The following is a 17076-nucleotide window of genomic DNA, read 5'->3' on the forward strand; positions in this document are numbered from 1 at the left end:
CCCTGTAACTTAACTAGTAAAAACTCTAGTTTCAATCACTAATTCAAAAAAAACGCAATTTTTTTTGTGTTTTATATTTAAAACACCCCGTATAATATTGTTTACACGCTATCGATTGCGCAATTTATCTCGGGATAAGGTCCATTGTTTTTCAAATCCCACTATACACGTAATATCTAATGATAATCTAAAATAAAAAAGCTCACGTTATTAGCGTGAGCTTCAATTAAATTACATTCTTTTCAAAGGTTTGACGACACTATCAAGCCCTTCGATTTTCAACGCAAGGCACAGTTTTAATAAGTCGCCTAGCTCACCGCTAGGGAATCCCTTTTTATCAAACCACAGCAAATATTCTTCAGGCAAGTCGATCAATGTGCGACCAGCGTATTTGCCAAATGGCATCTGCATTCTAGCAAGTTTAATCAGGTTCTCTTTCTCTAGCATTACGTGCTCTTTCTATGCATCGCCGATGTTCTGTAGAGTATCACCTAAACGTTCAACCCAATAGTTGATCGCGTCTTTGGCGTCGTCCAACGAATCAATCATCGTCGAAAAATCTTTATTACCCGCTTCACGGTCGATGGCAGCAAATAATGGCGTACCCTCTTGAGCATCGCTTACCAATAGTTCGACACTAGCGCTACCCACATTGGTGTGCTCACCAGTTGCCACCTTAGATATGGTCGATATAGCAAGACCGAATGGTAGAACACTACTGGTTACGGCTAGGATAGGATTTGGTGTTTCAACGTTGCTCAAGGCAATGCTTAAACGTAACGTTTTACCCGTAGGCCCATCAACAATCGTTTTGTGAGGCGATATTTTCTCTTCCAAACGGGTAATCATATGGTCAGTGAGCTCTTGAATCTCTTCTTGATTCAACGTCCCTTCTTCTGCAAGAACAAAGATTTGGTCGATCACCACAGAGTCATAGTCATCCAACTTGGATTTCAAACGTTGTTCGTCACGTAGCCCAACTCTTGCCCACACTAAATCGACACCGCCACCAGGTCCAGGTCGAAAATCTTCATAAGTAGTAAATTTGGTTGCGGTTTTAATCGGGCCGCCGGCACAACCAAACATGAAAATGCAGGTTGCGACAAACAAGAGAAATTTTAAAGGTTTCATAGCGCACTTAGATTAAATTCAATATTTCAACCAAGTATGCCATACCCTAAGTGAAAGGATTGTAGAAAAGGAGTTAAGAATCAAAGCTGGATCTAAAATTAATCATGCTGAACGGTGTGTGCATACTCTACGATTACTTGATTTCCTTCGATGTAAGCATTTTGAATTTCACCATCAACACTCATTCTACTTTTCAAATAAACGACTTTAGGCCCTGACTTGTTACCTTCTTTAAGCGAAGGAAACACATTCCTAGGTTCTAAGTGAAGTAAGCGACAAAAGTGGCTAATGAAAGACATCGTTAATGGCGTCTCGCCTCTTAGCACTCTAGAGAAATCAAGCTGGTTCATTCCAAGATTTTTTGAAAACTCCATTTGCGTAATTCGCATTCGCGACTTTTGTGACATCCACGTTTGATATAACGCGTCTCTATCTAGTTCTGTGAATTCCATACTGCTTCCTTTATATAACTTATACCAATCAATTGTCCGGCTTTTCATACATGGCGTGTCAGGATTTGGTTAGTGGAAACCAAAGGTTTGGTTTTGATATGCGCTCAATCGGTGTAAGGAACAAAGAATAATAACCATTAATCATTCACAGAGACAATTAGAGCAATTACTTTCTTTATTTATTTATATCAATTGTTTATATGTTACCTAGGAACACATATGGCAAGTTAATTTGTATTAAGAATTATAAGTTCGAGATTAGCATTCCACATTTAAATCTATTGTGTCGCATTTATAAAAGCTGTTGGCTACATTTCGTTTGCTCAAACTCACTTCTGGCAAACTATTTGAAAGAATAGGACGCAAAGCCACCGGTCTGTCGACATATATTCTGTCTATGATAGCGGGGCCGCCACTTAATAGAATTTAAGTGTAAATGCATGCCGGAGTGTTCTCTTTTTTGTCGGCCAAATACAGTTAAGGACAAATAATGAAACAACTCCCAAAAAAATCGCTCATCGCGCTATCGCTACTTAGCGTCAGTGGAGCAAGCTTCGGTCACGGTTATGTCTCGGCATACGATAATGGCGTAGCAGAAAGCCGTGTCGCGTTGTGTAAATTCCCAGCGAGTGATACACAACAAAAAAACACAGGCTGTGGTGGTATTCAATATGAACCACAAAGTGTAGAAGGCCCTGAGGGCTTTCCTGAAAGCGGCCCTGCCGATGGAAAAATCGCTAGTGCACAATCTTCTTTAGCGGCAGCGCTAGACGAGCAAACCGCAGACCGCTGGGTTAAGCGCCCTATCAAATCTGGATCTCAGTACTTTGAGTGGACGTTCACAGCGAACCACAAAACCCGTGATTGGAAATATTACATTACTCAACCAGATTGGAACCCAAACCAACCTTTGGCACGCAGTTCTTTTGATTTAACGCCATTCTGCGTTGTTGAAGGCAATATGGAACAACCACCGATGCAAGTCAGCCACTTGTGTAATGTACCAGAGCGTGAAGGTTATCAAGTGATTCTTGCTGTATGGGATGTGGGTGATACTGCAGCGGCTTTCTACAACGTTATCGATGTAAAATTTGACGGCGATGGCCCTGTTATCCCGGATTGGGATCAAGGCGGTCAAATCAATCCAACTCAAGACCTCAACATTGGCGACGCAGTTTACACTCGTGTCTTCGACCAATCTGGTGAGAACGCTTCATACAGTACAGAGTTAGTGATTGAGAACAACGAACAAGGTAAAGCAAACAACTGGTCTTACGCGCTTGCTTCGAAGATCAATCAAGAGCAAACGCAAATCAAAGCAGGTCAGCTGAACGATCAAAACGATTTCGCGCCAGTGTATGGCACGAACCCTGTTTATCTAAAATCAGGTTCAGGCTTTAAGAGCGTAGAGATCGGTTACAAGATTGATACTCCAGAGCCAGATCATGAGTTAGAAGTCACAGGCCTAGAATCTGAGTATGTTATTGATGAAAACCAACCTACACAGCTTGGTCTTACATTAGCAGCAACTGGCGATATTCAAGCAGAACTGACCGTTTACAACCATCACCGTGAAGCACTTGCATCTCAGAAATCTGAGTTATCAGATGGACAAGTTGAAGATGTTCAACTCACTCTATCTAAGTCGGAACCAGGCCACCACATGCTTGTGGTCGTGACGAAAGATGACCAAGGTAACCTAGTAGATCAGAACACGCTTGATTTCCACCTAATGGACGAGCAAACACCGCCACCAGCAGGCGACTACGACTTCGTGTTCCCAGAAAGCATTGAGTCTTACACAGCAGGAACAAAGGTTCTGAGCAGCGATGGTGGCGTTTATCAGTGTAAAGAGTTCCCATACTCTGGCTACTGTGTTCAATGGGCTCCAACAGCAACTCAATACGAACCAGGTGTCGGTTCACACTGGCAAAGTGCTTGGAACAAAGTGGACTAAGTACTCGCTAGATACTTACTTTGTATTAAGTGCGTTTTAGTCATCAACCAAACAAAAACGGATGCCCAAAGCATCCGTTTTCTTGTTCAGTAAAAGTAGAAACGCCAGTTGTTAAAGTAGATAGTGGTCTGCCAACAGAGCAACAAACAAGATCATGAGATGATAGATGGAGAACTTAAAGGTCTTCATCGCCATATTAGGCTCATCACGATACTTAAGTACCCAAGCGTGGTAAACAAACCCACCGTTGAGCACCAATGAAGCGCTCAGATATATCCAGCTGCTCATGCCGACCAACACTGGCAATATACATACGATGCTTAGCAGCAAGGTATAGAGCAAAATCGATGTTTTGGTGTAAGCAATACCATGGGTCACAGGCAGCATGGGGATATTCACTTTGGCATACTCATCACGACGATGAATTGCCAATGCCCAGAAATGCGGAGGCGTCCAGATAAAGATGATCATCACCAACAACCAAGCGTTTGAATGAAGCTCATTAGTAACTGCCGTCCAGCCCAACAGCGGAGGCATTGCACCAGCGATCCCTGCTATCACAATGTTTTGCGGCGTCGCTCGCTTTAAGTACATGGTATAAATCACCGCGTAGCCCAACAAGCTTGCAAAGGTTAACCAAGCGGTCAGTTGATTGACCCACACCACTAACGTGGCAAACCCAAGTAAGCCGATACCAGACGCAAAACTGAACACACGCACACTACTCAGTTCACCCGACGGTAAAGGTCGTCGATTAGTGCGAGTCATTTGCCCATCGATCTTTTTATCGATCAAGTGGTTAAACGCAGCCGCTGAACCTGCCATTAACCCTATCCCAATCATTCCGAACACAGTTTGTTGTAAAGGCAATCCATTCGGCACGGCCAAGCACATCCCAACCAGTGCAGTTAGCAGCATCAAAGCAACCACCTTGGGCTTGGTCAGTGTTAAATAGACCTTCCAAGTGGTTTTGCTTTTCGAGGCCAGCTCATTTTTTAGAGCACTTTCACCGCTGGCAGCTATCTCTTGACTTGAAGCTGCGTCTTGAACCACCACTCTATTTTGTGTCGACGTTCTACTGACCATGATTACCTCCTTGTAATACATTGTTCTTAGCCAAACACTCGCTTGGTTTGTACTGCCACACCACAAAGTTAGTCACAACCATACTCACAAGCAACATTGCCGCCATTAGGTTATGCAAAACCGCAACGGATATCGGCAGGTGGAACAAGACATTGCTAATCCCCAAACTGACTTGAGCAAACAACACCATCGCAACAATGATACTCAGCTTCTGTTGAGGTGCTTTACCCAACTTCCAAAGTTGATACACAATCATCAACACAGTTAATGTGGCAACAATAGCGCCAAAACGATGCATGACATGTATGGTAAGTCTTGCTGGATACTCCAACACACCAAACTCATAATTATCATGTCCGTGTTGAGCAAAATCGAAAGCATTTTTGAAATCGAGATAAGTTACCCAGTTTCCCTCACAGATGGGTAATTGGGTGCACACCAGAGCGGCATAGTTTGACGATGTCCAGCCACCGAGCAGTATCTGCCCGACCACAATGAGTAATCCGAATAGTGCCGAGACTTTAAGTGGTGAAGAATAGGAAGCCTCGCCGAAACGGTTTTGGAATTGAGACAAACGACAGTAGAGCAGACACAACAGTGACAGCAACGTGAAGCCCCCCATCAAATGCGCCATAACCACAACGGGCATCAACTTGAGAGTCACCGTCCACATTCCAAGCAAAGCCTGAAATATCACGGTTGCAGAGATAAGTAACGGAAGACCAGCAGCTGTTATATTCTTTTTAATACACCAAGCAACAACGACAAAGATAAGCAGCCCTAATGTTCCTGCAAAGTAGCGATGGATCATCTCTATCCAAGCTTTGTCTGCTTCGAGAGCTCGTTCTGGAAATTGTAGATTGGCTTGATTAACGGCTTGGGTATTCGAGGGAACGGTGATCTTTCCATAGCACCCAGGCCAGTCAGGACAGCCAAGGCCAGCATCAGACAAACGGGTATAAGCGCCGAGCACAATCACGGTAAGGGTTAACAAGATAGTTAATCTCATCATGTGTATGAGCAAATCAGGGGCTTTATTCTGCATCGTTTATCTCCCTATACTTATTCCCTTTTCACTAACAACACTCAGCATTAACGCAATCTGCTAAAGCTCATCAACTCAAGCTTATCAACTTAAGCTGATTAACTACCCAACTCGTGACAGCTTAAGCAGCTTTCTTAGATCATGAATCATGCCTTTAGATTGGCTGACTAGCTGCGAAGGATCAGAAACACTTTTGTATTCCATAACCAATTGCCCGAGTGGGTCAATTATGACAATAGAAGCGGGTGCAAACTCAGTACTTAATTGATCACCACCAGCTAAAAACGACAAATCAGGCTTGTTGAGCGAACCCAACAACGAGTTACCTTCTGAGACGAAAACAACGGCGGTCACTCGCTCTTTGTTTTTCCCTAACGCTAAGTAGCTTTGATTCAAATAATGGAGTTGTTGTTCACACAAGCTTTCGCACTCCATCGGTGCGATATAACCCACAACCCAACCCTCTCCTGCCATGGGTACCGTTACGCCAAAATCCGCTAGCGTGACTCTTGGTTCTACTAATTCGCCTGAGTTAGTGACACCTGACGTATACCAATTCTGGTCCAACACAGTTTTGGCGATAAGCGCTGGCAAAGCGAAAATTAGAACGAGTCCGATTAATACCAAACGTCCCTTAGTACGACGGCTTCTAAGCTCAGCCATGTTTGCCTCGGTACTTTCCCTGTTCACTTGTGCTTGAGATTTATCCATCGTTGTTCTCCGTGATAGGTGTCGCTTTTAGGTACCGATAGCCAATTAACAACATCAAAAACAAAAGTACCGCTGCCATTACAAACCATTGAAATGAGTAACCGAAGTGCTTTTCAGATTTCATCGCCGTTGGTCGCCACAACAACTCATAAGGCCATGAATCTAAGCTTTGAGGTTGGAAAACAAAGGGCAGCACTTCTTGCCCTGTGTACTCTGATAACGCTGTGATGTTGATGTTTTGAATTCTTTTAGGCGTTGTGTTTTCTAAAGCCAACTCATGACTTAGAGGGTTCACCGAACGTGTGTACAAACGCCCTGACATATTGGTTGGTAATGTGATATTTCCTAGTTGCGGTAGCTCTCTTCTGTCACGGCTTGCCACAACAAACCCAAGGTCTATCAGTAGTTGATGTTTGTGCAAGAACTGCTTTCCTTGGCCTTGAACTTCCCCCAACATATAAATCACATACCCCACCGTTCCTTGGTTAATCTGGTTGTCTAACAAGATCACCAAACCACTTGATGTTTCCAATGTCACGTCAACCTTCAAACCATTTAAAGACTGCTGTTCAGATAAATTTTGCGCTTGTGTACGCGAGTTCTGCAATTCAGAGATAACCCCATCCAATGACCTAGGTGATTGCTGCGCTCTTTCTGATAGCTGCTGTTCATAACGTAGTTTCTCGTTACCTCTGTCTAACTGCCACAAACCCAACTTGATTAAAATGCCGACTGAAACCACAGTTAAAACAACCGCTATCCAAAAACCTTTACTACGGAACTTGTGTTCATCATCAATCAATCGGTTTGGAGTTATCACTATGGCGTCATCTACCTTTGTGTTGTTGTTTAAAATTGTGTTGGTCGCTTTGCTGTTCTTCATCGCTTTCAACTTGATGAAAGGCCTAATCCAAATCGCCTCGGGCAAACACAATGGCAAAAGACTGAGCCACTTCTTGGGTCGTCGTGTGATGTGGTCAGCTGTTGTCGTGTTACTGTTATTACTGGCTTTAGGTTCAGGAGTGATAACTCCCAACCCTCGCCCCTATTAATCCCCTATAGGCTCAACCGTTAAAGCACATAAACAAACACAAACAGCCCTAACCAAACCACATCAACAAAGTGCCAATACCAACTCCCTGCCTGAAACGCAAAATGGTCTTTAGGAGAAAAGTGGTCTTTAGCGACCCTTGCCAATAGCACAATCAAAAATATGGTACCTAAACACACATGTAGACCGTGGAACCCCGTCAGTAAGAAGAAGGTATTGCCATAAATTCCAGACTGGAGTGTTAGCCCCATCTCTTGATAGGCATGAACATACTCCTCCACTTGGAAGAACAGGAAGAACCCAGCCAGCACAATGGTGATTTCTAGCCAGACGATCAATGCCATGCGTTTATTTTGTTCGAGACTTAAATGCGCTAAATGAAGCGTCACTGAAGAGATCAACAGGATGATGGTATTTTTAAGCGGGATGCCTTGCCACGACATCGCCTCTGTTGTGCCGCCATCAGGTGCTGTTGTCAAAGGCCAAATAGATTGGAACATCGGCCACAACACCTCATGAGTCATCTCGTTGTTTCCTGCTCCACCAATCCATGGCACAGAAATCATCCGAGCGTAGAAAAGCGCGCCAAAGAAAGCGCCGAAGAACATGACTTCAGAGAAAATAAACCAACTCATGCCCTGTCTAAAGGATCGAGATATTTGCTCAGAATAGAGCCCACTTAATGATTCTGTGATGACGTTGCTAAACCAACCGGCAAGCATATACAGCAGCACACCAAAGCCAACGAACAGAACTACTTTCCCAAACACACCACCAGCAGAGTCGGTCTCCATGTGTTGCACCGTTAAACCCGCGCCAACCGCGACAAGAAACAGAGCAATAGCCCCGACCAGCGGCCAGTGACTTTGATGTGGAACGAAATAAACTTCCTTTTTAGAACTCATCGCTCAACTCCTTATGTTGATACTGGTTCTGTAAATCCCTAGTTACTTGCGAGTGTCTCAGCTTGAGCCTGACTCTTGTTCAAGCCAACATCACTCGTGATATTAAACAAGGTGTAAGAGAGAGTGAGCGTATGAATCGATTCTGGGATCTCAGGCTCAATGTAGAAGATCAGCCCCATCTCCGCACTCTTGTGTCCGTCCAGAGGCTGCTGGTTAAAGCAGAAGCACTCCATTTTATTAAAATATGTCGCTCCATTTCCGGGAGACACCGATGGCACCGCTTGCCCAACTAACGAAAGACCCGATAAGTTTTTCGCTATGTAGTTCGTTTGAACCACTTCCCCAGGGTGAACCTCTAACACTCGAGTTTCAGGCACAAACTGCCAAGGCATATCTGGCTTGATGTGCGACATGAACTCCACTCGAACTGTGCGAGAATAATCAGGTTGCATTCCTTGAGGCTGAACCGCTGAAACCGTGTTGGTTTTCCCGTTGATCCCCAAGGCTTCACACATCACGTCATACAGAGGAACCAGAGCGAAGCCAAAGCCAAACATGCCAATCACACTCAGCACCAAGTAGCCCGTCAATTTCTTTGTCGAGCGTTTAGATGATGGCTGGTTATCGCTGTCTTGTTGGTGGTTTTTGTTATCGCTCATACTCGTTTCCCTTAATCAATTTTAGGTGGATGAGTAAAGGTGTGATGAGGCGCTGGACTTGGCACTGTCCACTCTAGGCCTTCCGCTCTGTCCCATGGTTTGCTTGGTGCAGGCTCTCCGCCTCTGACACACTTGATAGCCAACCATAAGAAAATTAACTGCGATAAACCAAAGGCGAAGCCACCAATCGATACCACTTGATTAACGTCAGCAAACTGAATCGCGTAGTCCGGGATTCGACGAGGCATACCCGCTAAACCTAAAAAGTGCATAGGGAAGAAAAGTACATTGACCGATATGACTGATGTCCAGAAATGCCACAGGCTAAGTTTGTGGTCGTACATATGCCCCGTCCATTTCGGCAACCAATAATAAGCAGCAGCCATGATAGAGAACACCGCCCCTGTCACCAGCACATAGTGGAAGTGAGCCACCACAAAATAGGTATCGTGATACTGGAAATCAGCAGGCACGATAGCGAGCATCAACCCTGATAAGCCACCAATCGTAAATAGCACAATAAAGGCAATCGCAAACAGCATTGGAGTCTCGAACGTCAAAGCTCCCCGCCACATCGTCGCCACCCAGTTGAAGACTTTCACCCCAGTGGGCACCGCGATCAACATGGTGCAATACATGAAGAACAACTCTGCAAATACGGGCATTCCGGTGGTAAACATGTGGTGCGCCCAAACCAAGAACGACAACAGCGCGATACTGCAAGTGGCATAAACCATGGAATGATAACCAAACAAACGCTTGCCACTGAATGCCGGAATGATCGCAGAGATGATACCGAACGAGGGTAAAATCATGATGTACACTTCGGGATGTCCAAAGAACCAGAATATGTGCTGGAACATCACAGGGTCCCCGCCACCCGCAGCATCAAAGAAACTTGTCCCAAAGTACTTGTCGGTTAATACCATAGTGACCGCGCCCGCCAAAACGGGCATGACGGCGATAAGCAAGAAAGCCGTAATCAACCAAGTCCACACGAACATAGGAAGCTTGAACCAAGTCATTCCCGGCGCGCGCATATTCACAATGGTGACGATCACGTTAATCGCCCCCATGATCGAGCTGATCCCCATAATATGAACTGAGAATACGAATAGCGCGGTGCTGTCTGGGCCATAAGTTGTCGAGAGTGGCGCATAAAATGTCCAACCAAAACTCGGCCCGCCTCCCTCAGTAAACAAAGATCCGATCAAGATTAAAAATGCAAAAGGCAGAATCCAGAAACTGAGATTGTTCATTCTCGGCAGCGCCATGTCTGGAGCGCCGATCATCATTGGGATCATCCAGTTAGCCAAACCTGTGAATGCAGGCATCACGGCGCCGAATACCATGATTAAACCATGGACTGTAGTCATCTGATTGAAGAAATCTGGCTCAACAAGTTGTAACCCCGGTTGGAATAGCTCAGCACGGATCACCATTGCCATGGCACCACCCGTTAAGAACATCGCAAAACTGAACCACAGATAAAGTGTACCGATGTCTTTATGATTGGTTGAGTAAAGCCAACGAGCCCAGCCTTTAGGTGCCGCATGTGAGTCGTTATCGTCAACAGGCAAATCATCATTGCCCAGCGTACCTTCCGCAGAATGGCTCAGAACTTGGTCTTCTGCAGGAGCCGATTTCACCGGCTTATTGATTGGTGAACTCATAACTGCCCCTTAGCATCGTTTTGTGCTTCATCCGTTGAGCCTTGTTCGTCAGCTGCTTGGCCTCCGCCTTCTTGCTTGGCTTTATAAGCGTTTACATCTGAAGCCTGAACAATGTCACCCGTATCATTACCCCAAGCGTTTCGTTGGTAAGTCACTACCGCCGCAATCTCTTTCTCTGTTAACTGGTTATCGAATGCTTGCATCGCCGTGCCTCCACGACCATAAACAATGGTATCGATATGAACACCCACATCACCAAGCGCAACTGGACTTCCTTTGATGGCAGGAAATGCCCCAGGGATACCTTCACCGTTCACTTGGTGACAAACCGCGCATCGAGTTTTATAAACGTCTTCACCTAATACATTCAACTCGTCCAAAGAAAGTGACGCATCTAGTGCATCTTGCGCCGCTTGTTGTGCGGCTATCGCCAATTCTTTCTGCTCCGCTAACCATGCGTCAAAATCGTCTTCTTCCATGGCACGTACCACTATCGGCATGAAGCCATGAGCACGACCACACAATTCAGCACACTGACCTCGGTAAACGCCAGGCTCATCGATCTTTGTCCACGCCTCATTGATGAAACCGGGAATGGTATCTTTCTTAACCGCGAAAGCAGGCACCCACCATGAGTGAATAACATCATCAGAAGTCATCAAAAAGCGGACTTTACGATTGATAGGCAGTACAAGCGGCTTATCAACCTCTAACAGGTAATGCGCGCCTTTCACTTCAATACCTTCAATCTCTTTATCGCTGGTCGCTAAAAGGCTGAAAAACTCAACATCTTCGCCAAAGTAGCTGTAGTGCCACTTCCATTGCGAGCCTGTAATTTTGATTGTGAGTTCTGATTGAGAGGTGTCTTCCATCGCTATCAAGGTTTTAGTGGCGGGTATCGCCATAGCGATAAGGATGATAATAGGAATGATGGTCCAAAGGATTTCGACTTTCGTACTTTCGTGAAAATGAGCAGCAACCGCCCCCTTCGACTTTCGGTGTCTCAAAATTGAATAAAACATCACACCAAAAACAACAAAGGCAATCGCACAGCAGATGTAGAAGATCAGCATATGAAGTTCGTATACCTTACCGCTGATCTCAGTGACACCTTGAGTCATGTTGTATTCAGTGCTGGCATGCACCAAAGGCGATACCAAAACCACAACAAAACTTTTCAAAAGCCACCCTAGCCTAACCAGTAATCTTTTCAAAAGATCTCTCCTTATCCTTCCTAATTGGATACTTGCGACCTAAATGTCGTTGCGAGCTGAACAACATTCATTGTTATCCCGGCTGCACATGAAAGGCTGAATCTCAATCTACAACTCAAATGTAACTAGCCTGTAAACGGGCTGCTGACCTCATATCAACCTAAGATCTAATACGGCTCATAAGCGTTGGAAGTTTCCATAAAAGATTCAAAAACGGCGAATTTGTTAAATTTTGTTATATTTATGTAAAAGGCTAGTTAGTGATATCCAATTATTCAAGGTAAGTTTACTTATTAAACAGTCAATTATTGAGAGTGGCTTAATCCACGCGCCCTCGCCGTTATAAATTATTTTATATTGAGTTTTACGATTGCTTTCATGGAAATGATAATCAATATCACTTAAATTAGTTCAACAGTAAGTCATACCGACATTAAAAGGTTTAGTGATTATGCAAGATGCAATGAACTGGTTAGCGAGAGACCCAGACCCAAGAACTCGTGAAGAGCTTCAACATCTCATCGATAAGAAAATGCACGCCGAGCTCGAAGATCGTTTTACACAACGATTAGAATTCGGTACTGCAGGCCTGCGCAGCAAAGTAGGATGCGGCCCAAATAGAATGAACCGTTTGGTGATACAAGAAACGGCGACTGGGCTTGGCCATTACTTAATTGAACATGTCGCCAATGCCGCTATTCGTGGTGTGGTGGTTGGTTATGACGGACGTCTGGATTCTAAACAATTCGCCATCGATACCGCTTCGGTACTGACGGCCTTAGGTATTAAGGTTTATTTGACCGCAAACGTCGCAGCGACACCCATTGTTGCCTTTGGTATTGAACACTTCAACGCAGCCGCCGCTGTCGTTGTGACAGCCAGCCACAACCCACCTGAATATAATGGGTTTAAGGTCTATTGGGAGAATGGTGCTCAAATCATTCCACCACATGATGCGGGCATCGCTGATGAGATTGACGTTGCTTCAACCAAACCAATCCCACTAATCAGCCTCAGTGACGCTGAAAAGCAAGGAAACTTAGTTTGGTTAACCGAGGGTTACTACCAAACTTATCGCGCTGCAATTAACCAAAGCCCTTATGTGCGCAACGACATCGATTCAGCGCATACCACCGTGACCTACACTGCAATGCATGGTGTCGGTGCACAAATGGCAGAAGATCTTCTGCACGACGGTGGATTCCATAAAGTATTCAGCGTGGCGGAACAAAGAGAGCCCGATGGACACTTCCCGACGGTCAACTTTCCTAACCCAGAAGAAAAAGGGGCAATGGATCTCGTGGTAAATTTAGCGAAAAGTGTCGATGCCGACATCGCTTGCGCCAACGATCCGGATGCAGACCGATTTGCAGTTGCCGTTAGAACCGATGATACAGTTAGAACCGATGATGCTTCCTATAAGATGCTGACCGGTGATCAAGTCGGTGTGTTATTTGCTCATTACTTGTTATCGAAGCCTCATACCAAAAACCAATTGGTTGGTAACAGTATTGTCTCTTCGACCTTGCTCGAAAAGGTCGCTAACTCTCATGGTGCGACCTACTTCCAAACACTGACCGGCTTTAAATGGTTAGCGAATGTCGGGATGCAGCTGGAGGATGAACAGAATGAGTTCTTGTTTGCTTATGAAGAAGCGCTGGGCTACACGATTGGTACTCAAGTTCGCGACAAAGATGGACTTTCTGCATTAGTAGTATTCGCTCAACTGGTTGAAGAGTTGAAGTCTCAAGGTCGAACCGTTTGGGATCTTCTTGCACAAATTTCTTTGGAACACGGTGTGCATACCAATGCTCAACGCAGTATCGCCCTTGATCCGGATTCGCCGTCGATAGGTTCAAAACTTAGATCGGCACAACCTAAAACCATTGGTGGCGTAACTGTCTCGGTAATTGAAGATCTGCAATCTTCTTTGCGATACATCGTTGGTGGCGATACTGAAACCATTAACTTACCAACAAGTGACGTATTGATTTATCACTTGGAGGATGGTTCTCGAATTATCGTTCGACCTTCTGGCACAGAACCAAAAGTAAAAGTTTATTATGAGACGGTGACAAAGTTTGAGGGTTCAGAAACGTACGATGAAGCTCGTCAACGTGGAGAAGAGTATACAGACAACTTGATTGAACAACACCAGCAAGAACTCAGTGCTTAAGCATTAAGCCCAATGTGAGGCTTATATCTACTGAGATAAAGTAGTCGGTTAAACTATAAACCATCAAAACAAAAATGGACGCTCATTCGCGTCCATTTTTCGTCTTATTTACACTGCAACTAACCAATAAAAGAAGATAGCATCCAAATCGCTAAAACGATGAATACAGCGCCCATTACCTTTTGTTGATAAGTACGAAACTTTGCGTTTTCCACAAGAGACTTACCAACCGTACCCACTAACGCAACCAACAAGAAGTTGAATGTCAAACCAAGAACATTCAACAATAAACCGAGCATCAACATCTGCTCACCCGATGTAGCTTCAATATTGGTAGACACAAACTGAGGCAAAAACATAACGAAGAAAATCAGAGCCTTCGGGTTAAGCAAGTTGCTAATCAATGCTCTTTGATAATAGGTTTTCGCAGCGGAATTATCGCTGAGTTCAGACGCATTGCCCTGCTCAGTTCGCAGGCAATCCCAACCCATCTTTAATAGATAGGCGCCACCCAACAAATTCAGGGCTTTTAAGGCAATAGGACTCATGGCGATCAGCGCCGATACACCCATGGCTGCCAATACCGTCAGAATAATCCCTGAGGTTGCATTGCCTAAGCTTGCAAACACACCGACTTTTCGGCCATAACTCATGCTAGAGCTGGCAATAAGCAGCATATCTGGGCCAGGTAAAAGAAGAAGTGCAACAACGGCTGTAAGGTAGACAGGTAATATAGCTAAATCGATCATGGGTTTCAGTATTGATAAAAACGGAGGCGGATTTTATATCAATTACCAACACCCTTCCAGATGCAATTAGTTATCATGAGTGAATTATTTCGAATTAAACACCACCAAAAACCCAAAAATCCAACTTATTAACTATAGAAATTAGGCTAACTAGCTCGCTACCCACTCGATCTCAATCAATGTAGCTTCACCACACTTTAGACGACCAAGGAATATATCACCTCGATGCACTTCACCAACACCTTTGGGGGTACCTGTCATTACAACATCGCCATCAAGCAAAGTCGTGTAAGAAGAGAGCTCTTCTAGGATAGTTTGTGGAGAATACAGCATCTGCTCAACGTGGCCCTTTTGAACGCGGACACAGTTAATAAATAATTCTAGGTTTAAGTCAGAGAGATCAAAATTATCAACGGGAACAAAGCGACTAAAGACAGCCGAACCATCAAAGGCTTTGGCACGCTCCCAAGGTAAACCTTTGGCTTTTAAACTGCTTTGCAACTCACGCTTGGTAAGGTCTAAGCCGAATCCCACTGCAGAATATTCACCGTTTTCAACAATAAAACAGATCTCTGCTTCGTAGTGCAGCGCTTCTTGATGAAAAGAAGACAGAGAGGAAGTAACGCTGGTGCTCGGCTTATTGAAAACCACCATAGAGTCAGGGATCGCATTGTTGAGTTCTTCAATATGGTCCACGTAATTGCGCCCAACACATAATACTTTTGTTGGTACCGCCGTTCGTTTGGAGTTCATCAACTGTTCTTGATATACAACGCTGCTCATAGTTTATCCCTGAACTATTTTTAGGAGTTCAGAGTTTAACGCATCATAAAGACAGAATCTTTGACAAGATGGTGGCGAAGTTCAAATTTCTGATCTTGAGCTCAATTTGTTGATTTGGCTAATTTTAGACGGTTATCGATGCCAATGAGCATCTAACAGTTGAGGGGAGAAATCACTCATTTCGAACAACTCGATAAATTGAGAGTTCTAATCACAGGATTGTATTGATTGTGTTTTACGTAGAACAAAACGAAAAATGCCCTCTCCAATCGAAAGATCAGAGAGGGCTTAGCATGGTGCCTAGGACAGTATCCTAAAAGGTAAGTTTAAGGAGTAAACACTATGCTAAATCAGTCTGCGACTTATAGGTAGTAACGAGCACCAAGTAGCCATTGGTCGTCAGCTTTTTCTTTGTACACGCCAGAACCTTGTAGGTCGAACTGGTAACCAGCAAAGCCTACGAACTGAGACGTGAAGTTGTATTCAGCTTGTAGAGCAGTAGTAGCAAATACTGTTTCACTCATCTTGTCGTCTTCTACTGCTTCGTAGTTAACACTTAGGTTAAGGCTGTTAGCTAGTGCGTAAGATGCTAAGAATTCGTAACCTGTAGACTCTGAAATAACACCAAACTTACCATTATTCATGTAGTTGTTCGCTGCGTATACAGCTGCAACGTAAAGACCTTCAGAACCGTATGAACCGTAAGTCGCACTTACTACATTAGAATCAGCAGTCTTTGAACCAGTACCAACATTAGCACCAGTACCAAAAGAAACGTCACCAGTATTGTAAGCGTAGTTCACAGAGAAGTCAGCGATATCGTAGTTCAGAGCGATTTGAGCGCGGTTACCGTACTTATTCTCTGAAGCAACTTCGTTGTATTCTTCGTCAGAAACCTTACGACCTTGCCATGCAACGCCAATTGCTAGAGAGCCAGCGTTACCGAAATCTACAGCGTTAGCGTAGCTCACCATCTCTTCAGCACGACCTGTACCTAGATTACCGTGATCTTCGTAGATGAAGTCATTTGCGAATGCGATTGGCATATCAGCAACACCAGCAACATTGTAGTAAGGTGCCCATTGAGTACCTACTGCTGCACGACCGTAATCGTCGTGAGAAAGACCAATGTAGCCAAGACGAGTTGTGAGTGACTCATCACCGCCGTCAAGCATGTTTAGCGCCCATTCACCTTTAGCATCAGCAGTAAAGCCGTTACCAAGCTCATGAGTTGCACCGAAGTTGATACGTGGAGAAACAGACTCTACACCGATATCATCGCTGTTTTGACGGTCAGCGCTGTTCACGTCGCCAACTGCAACTGATACGTGACCACCAACAGAGAATGTTGTGCCGTCTTCGTTGTAAAGTTCTACAGCAACTGCCTGTGTACCAAATACTGCACCAGAAATTGCTAGCGCTAAAAGTTTCTTATTCATTGTCATATCCATTATGTAACTGGGTGAGTTATTCACTAACAACCT

17 protein-coding genes and 1 riboswitch are annotated in these 17076 nt (G+C 44.5%); of the genes, 3 read left to right on the forward strand and 14 right to left on the reverse strand.

Annotation, left to right across the window (positions count from 1 at the left end):
• Window positions 1-231 precede the first annotated feature (231 nt).
• From AC3CHU_RS16670 to AC3CHU_RS16680, 3 genes are all read right to left on the reverse strand, one after another.
• On the reverse strand, window positions 232-447 hold the full coding sequence (locus tag AC3CHU_RS16670) for a DUF3820 family protein (RefSeq protein ID WP_004730103.1): 216 nt from the start codon (window positions 445-447) through the stop codon (window positions 232-234).
• 12 nt (window positions 448-459) lie between these two features.
• Window positions 460-1131, reverse strand: coding sequence for a DUF3313 domain-containing protein (locus AC3CHU_RS16675; RefSeq protein WP_488525967.1), 672 nt, complete (start codon window positions 1129-1131; stop codon window positions 460-462).
• Window positions 1132-1229: 98 nt separating this feature from the next.
• A complete protein-coding gene (locus AC3CHU_RS16680) occupies window positions 1230-1583 on the reverse strand; it encodes an XRE family transcriptional regulator (protein WP_488525968.1) in 354 nt (117 codons plus the stop codon).
• 327 nt (window positions 1584-1910) lie between these two features.
• A riboswitch (cyclic di-GMP riboswitch) is annotated at window positions 1911-2000 on the forward strand.
• A 73-nt stretch (window positions 2001-2073) separates the two neighbouring features.
• Here AC3CHU_RS16680 and gbpA point away from each other — a divergent pair.
• Window positions 2074-3540 carry an N-acetylglucosamine-binding protein GbpA gene (gbpA, locus tag AC3CHU_RS16685; RefSeq protein ID WP_372243501.1) on the forward strand — a complete coding sequence of 489 codons (1467 nt, stop codon included), beginning with the start codon at window positions 2074-2076 and terminating at the stop codon, window positions 3538-3540.
• Between the two features lie 111 nt (window positions 3541-3651).
• On the opposite strand, the gene cyoE is transcribed toward gbpA, so the two are convergent.
• The 4 genes from cyoE to AC3CHU_RS16705 form a co-directional block, all read right to left on the reverse strand.
• Window positions 3652-4626: a heme o synthase gene (cyoE, locus tag AC3CHU_RS16690; protein WP_488525969.1), complete on the reverse strand. Its 975-nt coding sequence runs from the start codon at window positions 4624-4626 to the stop codon at window positions 3652-3654.
• A complete protein-coding gene (locus AC3CHU_RS16695; protein WP_108118094.1) occupies window positions 4616-5671 on the reverse strand; it encodes a COX15/CtaA family protein in 1056 nt (351 codons plus the stop codon). Before AC3CHU_RS16695 ends, cyoE begins: the two co-directional genes overlap by 11 nt.
• A gap of 102 nt (window positions 5672-5773) precedes the next feature.
• A complete protein-coding gene (locus AC3CHU_RS16700; protein WP_488525970.1) occupies window positions 5774-6382 on the reverse strand; it encodes a hypothetical protein in 609 nt (202 codons plus the stop codon).
• Window positions 6375-7265 (reverse strand): SURF1 family protein, encoded by an 891-nt coding sequence (locus AC3CHU_RS16705; protein WP_488525971.1) that lies wholly within the window; start codon window positions 7263-7265, stop codon window positions 6375-6377. The genes AC3CHU_RS16700 and AC3CHU_RS16705 overlap by 8 nt, the downstream gene beginning before the upstream one ends.
• Between AC3CHU_RS16705 and AC3CHU_RS16710 the strand changes: the two genes are divergently transcribed.
• Window positions 7204-7434 carry a DUF2909 family protein gene (locus AC3CHU_RS16710; protein WP_029203703.1) on the forward strand — a complete coding sequence of 77 codons (231 nt, stop codon included), beginning with the start codon at window positions 7204-7206 and terminating at the stop codon, window positions 7432-7434. The genes AC3CHU_RS16705 and AC3CHU_RS16710 overlap by 62 nt on opposite strands.
• 19 nt (window positions 7435-7453) lie before the next feature.
• Here the strand turns inward: AC3CHU_RS16710 and AC3CHU_RS16715 are convergent, their stop codons facing one another.
• The 4 genes from AC3CHU_RS16715 to coxB are packed head-to-tail and all read right to left on the reverse strand — an operon-like array spanning window position 7454 to window position 11884.
• A complete protein-coding gene (locus AC3CHU_RS16715) occupies window positions 7454-8338 on the reverse strand; it encodes a cytochrome c oxidase subunit 3 (protein ID WP_488525972.1) in 885 nt (294 codons plus the stop codon).
• A gap of 38 nt (window positions 8339-8376) precedes the next feature.
• Window positions 8377-8997: a cytochrome c oxidase assembly protein gene (locus AC3CHU_RS16720; protein WP_488525973.1), complete on the reverse strand. Its 621-nt coding sequence runs from the start codon at window positions 8995-8997 to the stop codon at window positions 8377-8379.
• An 11-nt stretch (window positions 8998-9008) separates the two neighbouring features.
• The gene (ctaD, locus tag AC3CHU_RS16725) at window positions 9009-10670 is read right to left on the reverse strand and encodes a cytochrome c oxidase subunit I (protein ID WP_488525974.1); all 1662 of its coding nucleotides are present in this window, start codon (window positions 10668-10670) and stop codon (window positions 9009-9011) included.
• The gene (coxB, locus tag AC3CHU_RS16730) at window positions 10667-11884 is read right to left on the reverse strand and encodes a cytochrome c oxidase subunit II (protein ID WP_488525975.1); all 1218 of its coding nucleotides are present in this window, start codon (window positions 11882-11884) and stop codon (window positions 10667-10669) included. Before coxB ends, ctaD begins: the two co-directional genes overlap by 4 nt.
• A gap of 451 nt (window positions 11885-12335) precedes the next feature.
• On the opposite strand from coxB, the gene AC3CHU_RS16735 reads away from it, so the two are divergent.
• Window positions 12336-14060, forward strand: a complete 1725-nt coding sequence (locus tag AC3CHU_RS16735) for a phospho-sugar mutase (RefSeq protein WP_488525976.1) — start codon at window positions 12336-12338, stop codon at window positions 14058-14060.
• 119 nt (window positions 14061-14179) lie between these two features.
• Here AC3CHU_RS16735 and AC3CHU_RS16740 read toward each other — a convergent pair whose 3' ends face one another.
• The 3 genes from AC3CHU_RS16740 to AC3CHU_RS16750 all read right to left on the reverse strand — a co-directional run bounded on the left by AC3CHU_RS16740 (window position 14180) and on the right by AC3CHU_RS16750 (window position 17031).
• A complete protein-coding gene (locus AC3CHU_RS16740; RefSeq protein WP_488525977.1) occupies window positions 14180-14809 on the reverse strand; it encodes a LysE family translocator in 630 nt (209 codons plus the stop codon).
• 150 nt (window positions 14810-14959) lie between these two features.
• Window positions 14960-15592, reverse strand: coding sequence for a fumarylacetoacetate hydrolase family protein (locus AC3CHU_RS16745; protein ID WP_488525978.1), 633 nt, complete (start codon window positions 15590-15592; stop codon window positions 14960-14962).
• Between the two features lie 362 nt (window positions 15593-15954).
• A complete protein-coding gene (locus tag AC3CHU_RS16750) occupies window positions 15955-17031 on the reverse strand; it encodes a porin (RefSeq protein ID WP_488525979.1) in 1077 nt (358 codons plus the stop codon).
• Window positions 17032-17076: the final 45 nt, after the last annotated feature.

Source organism: Vibrio sp. QJM3NY_39 (genome assembly GCF_057785895.1).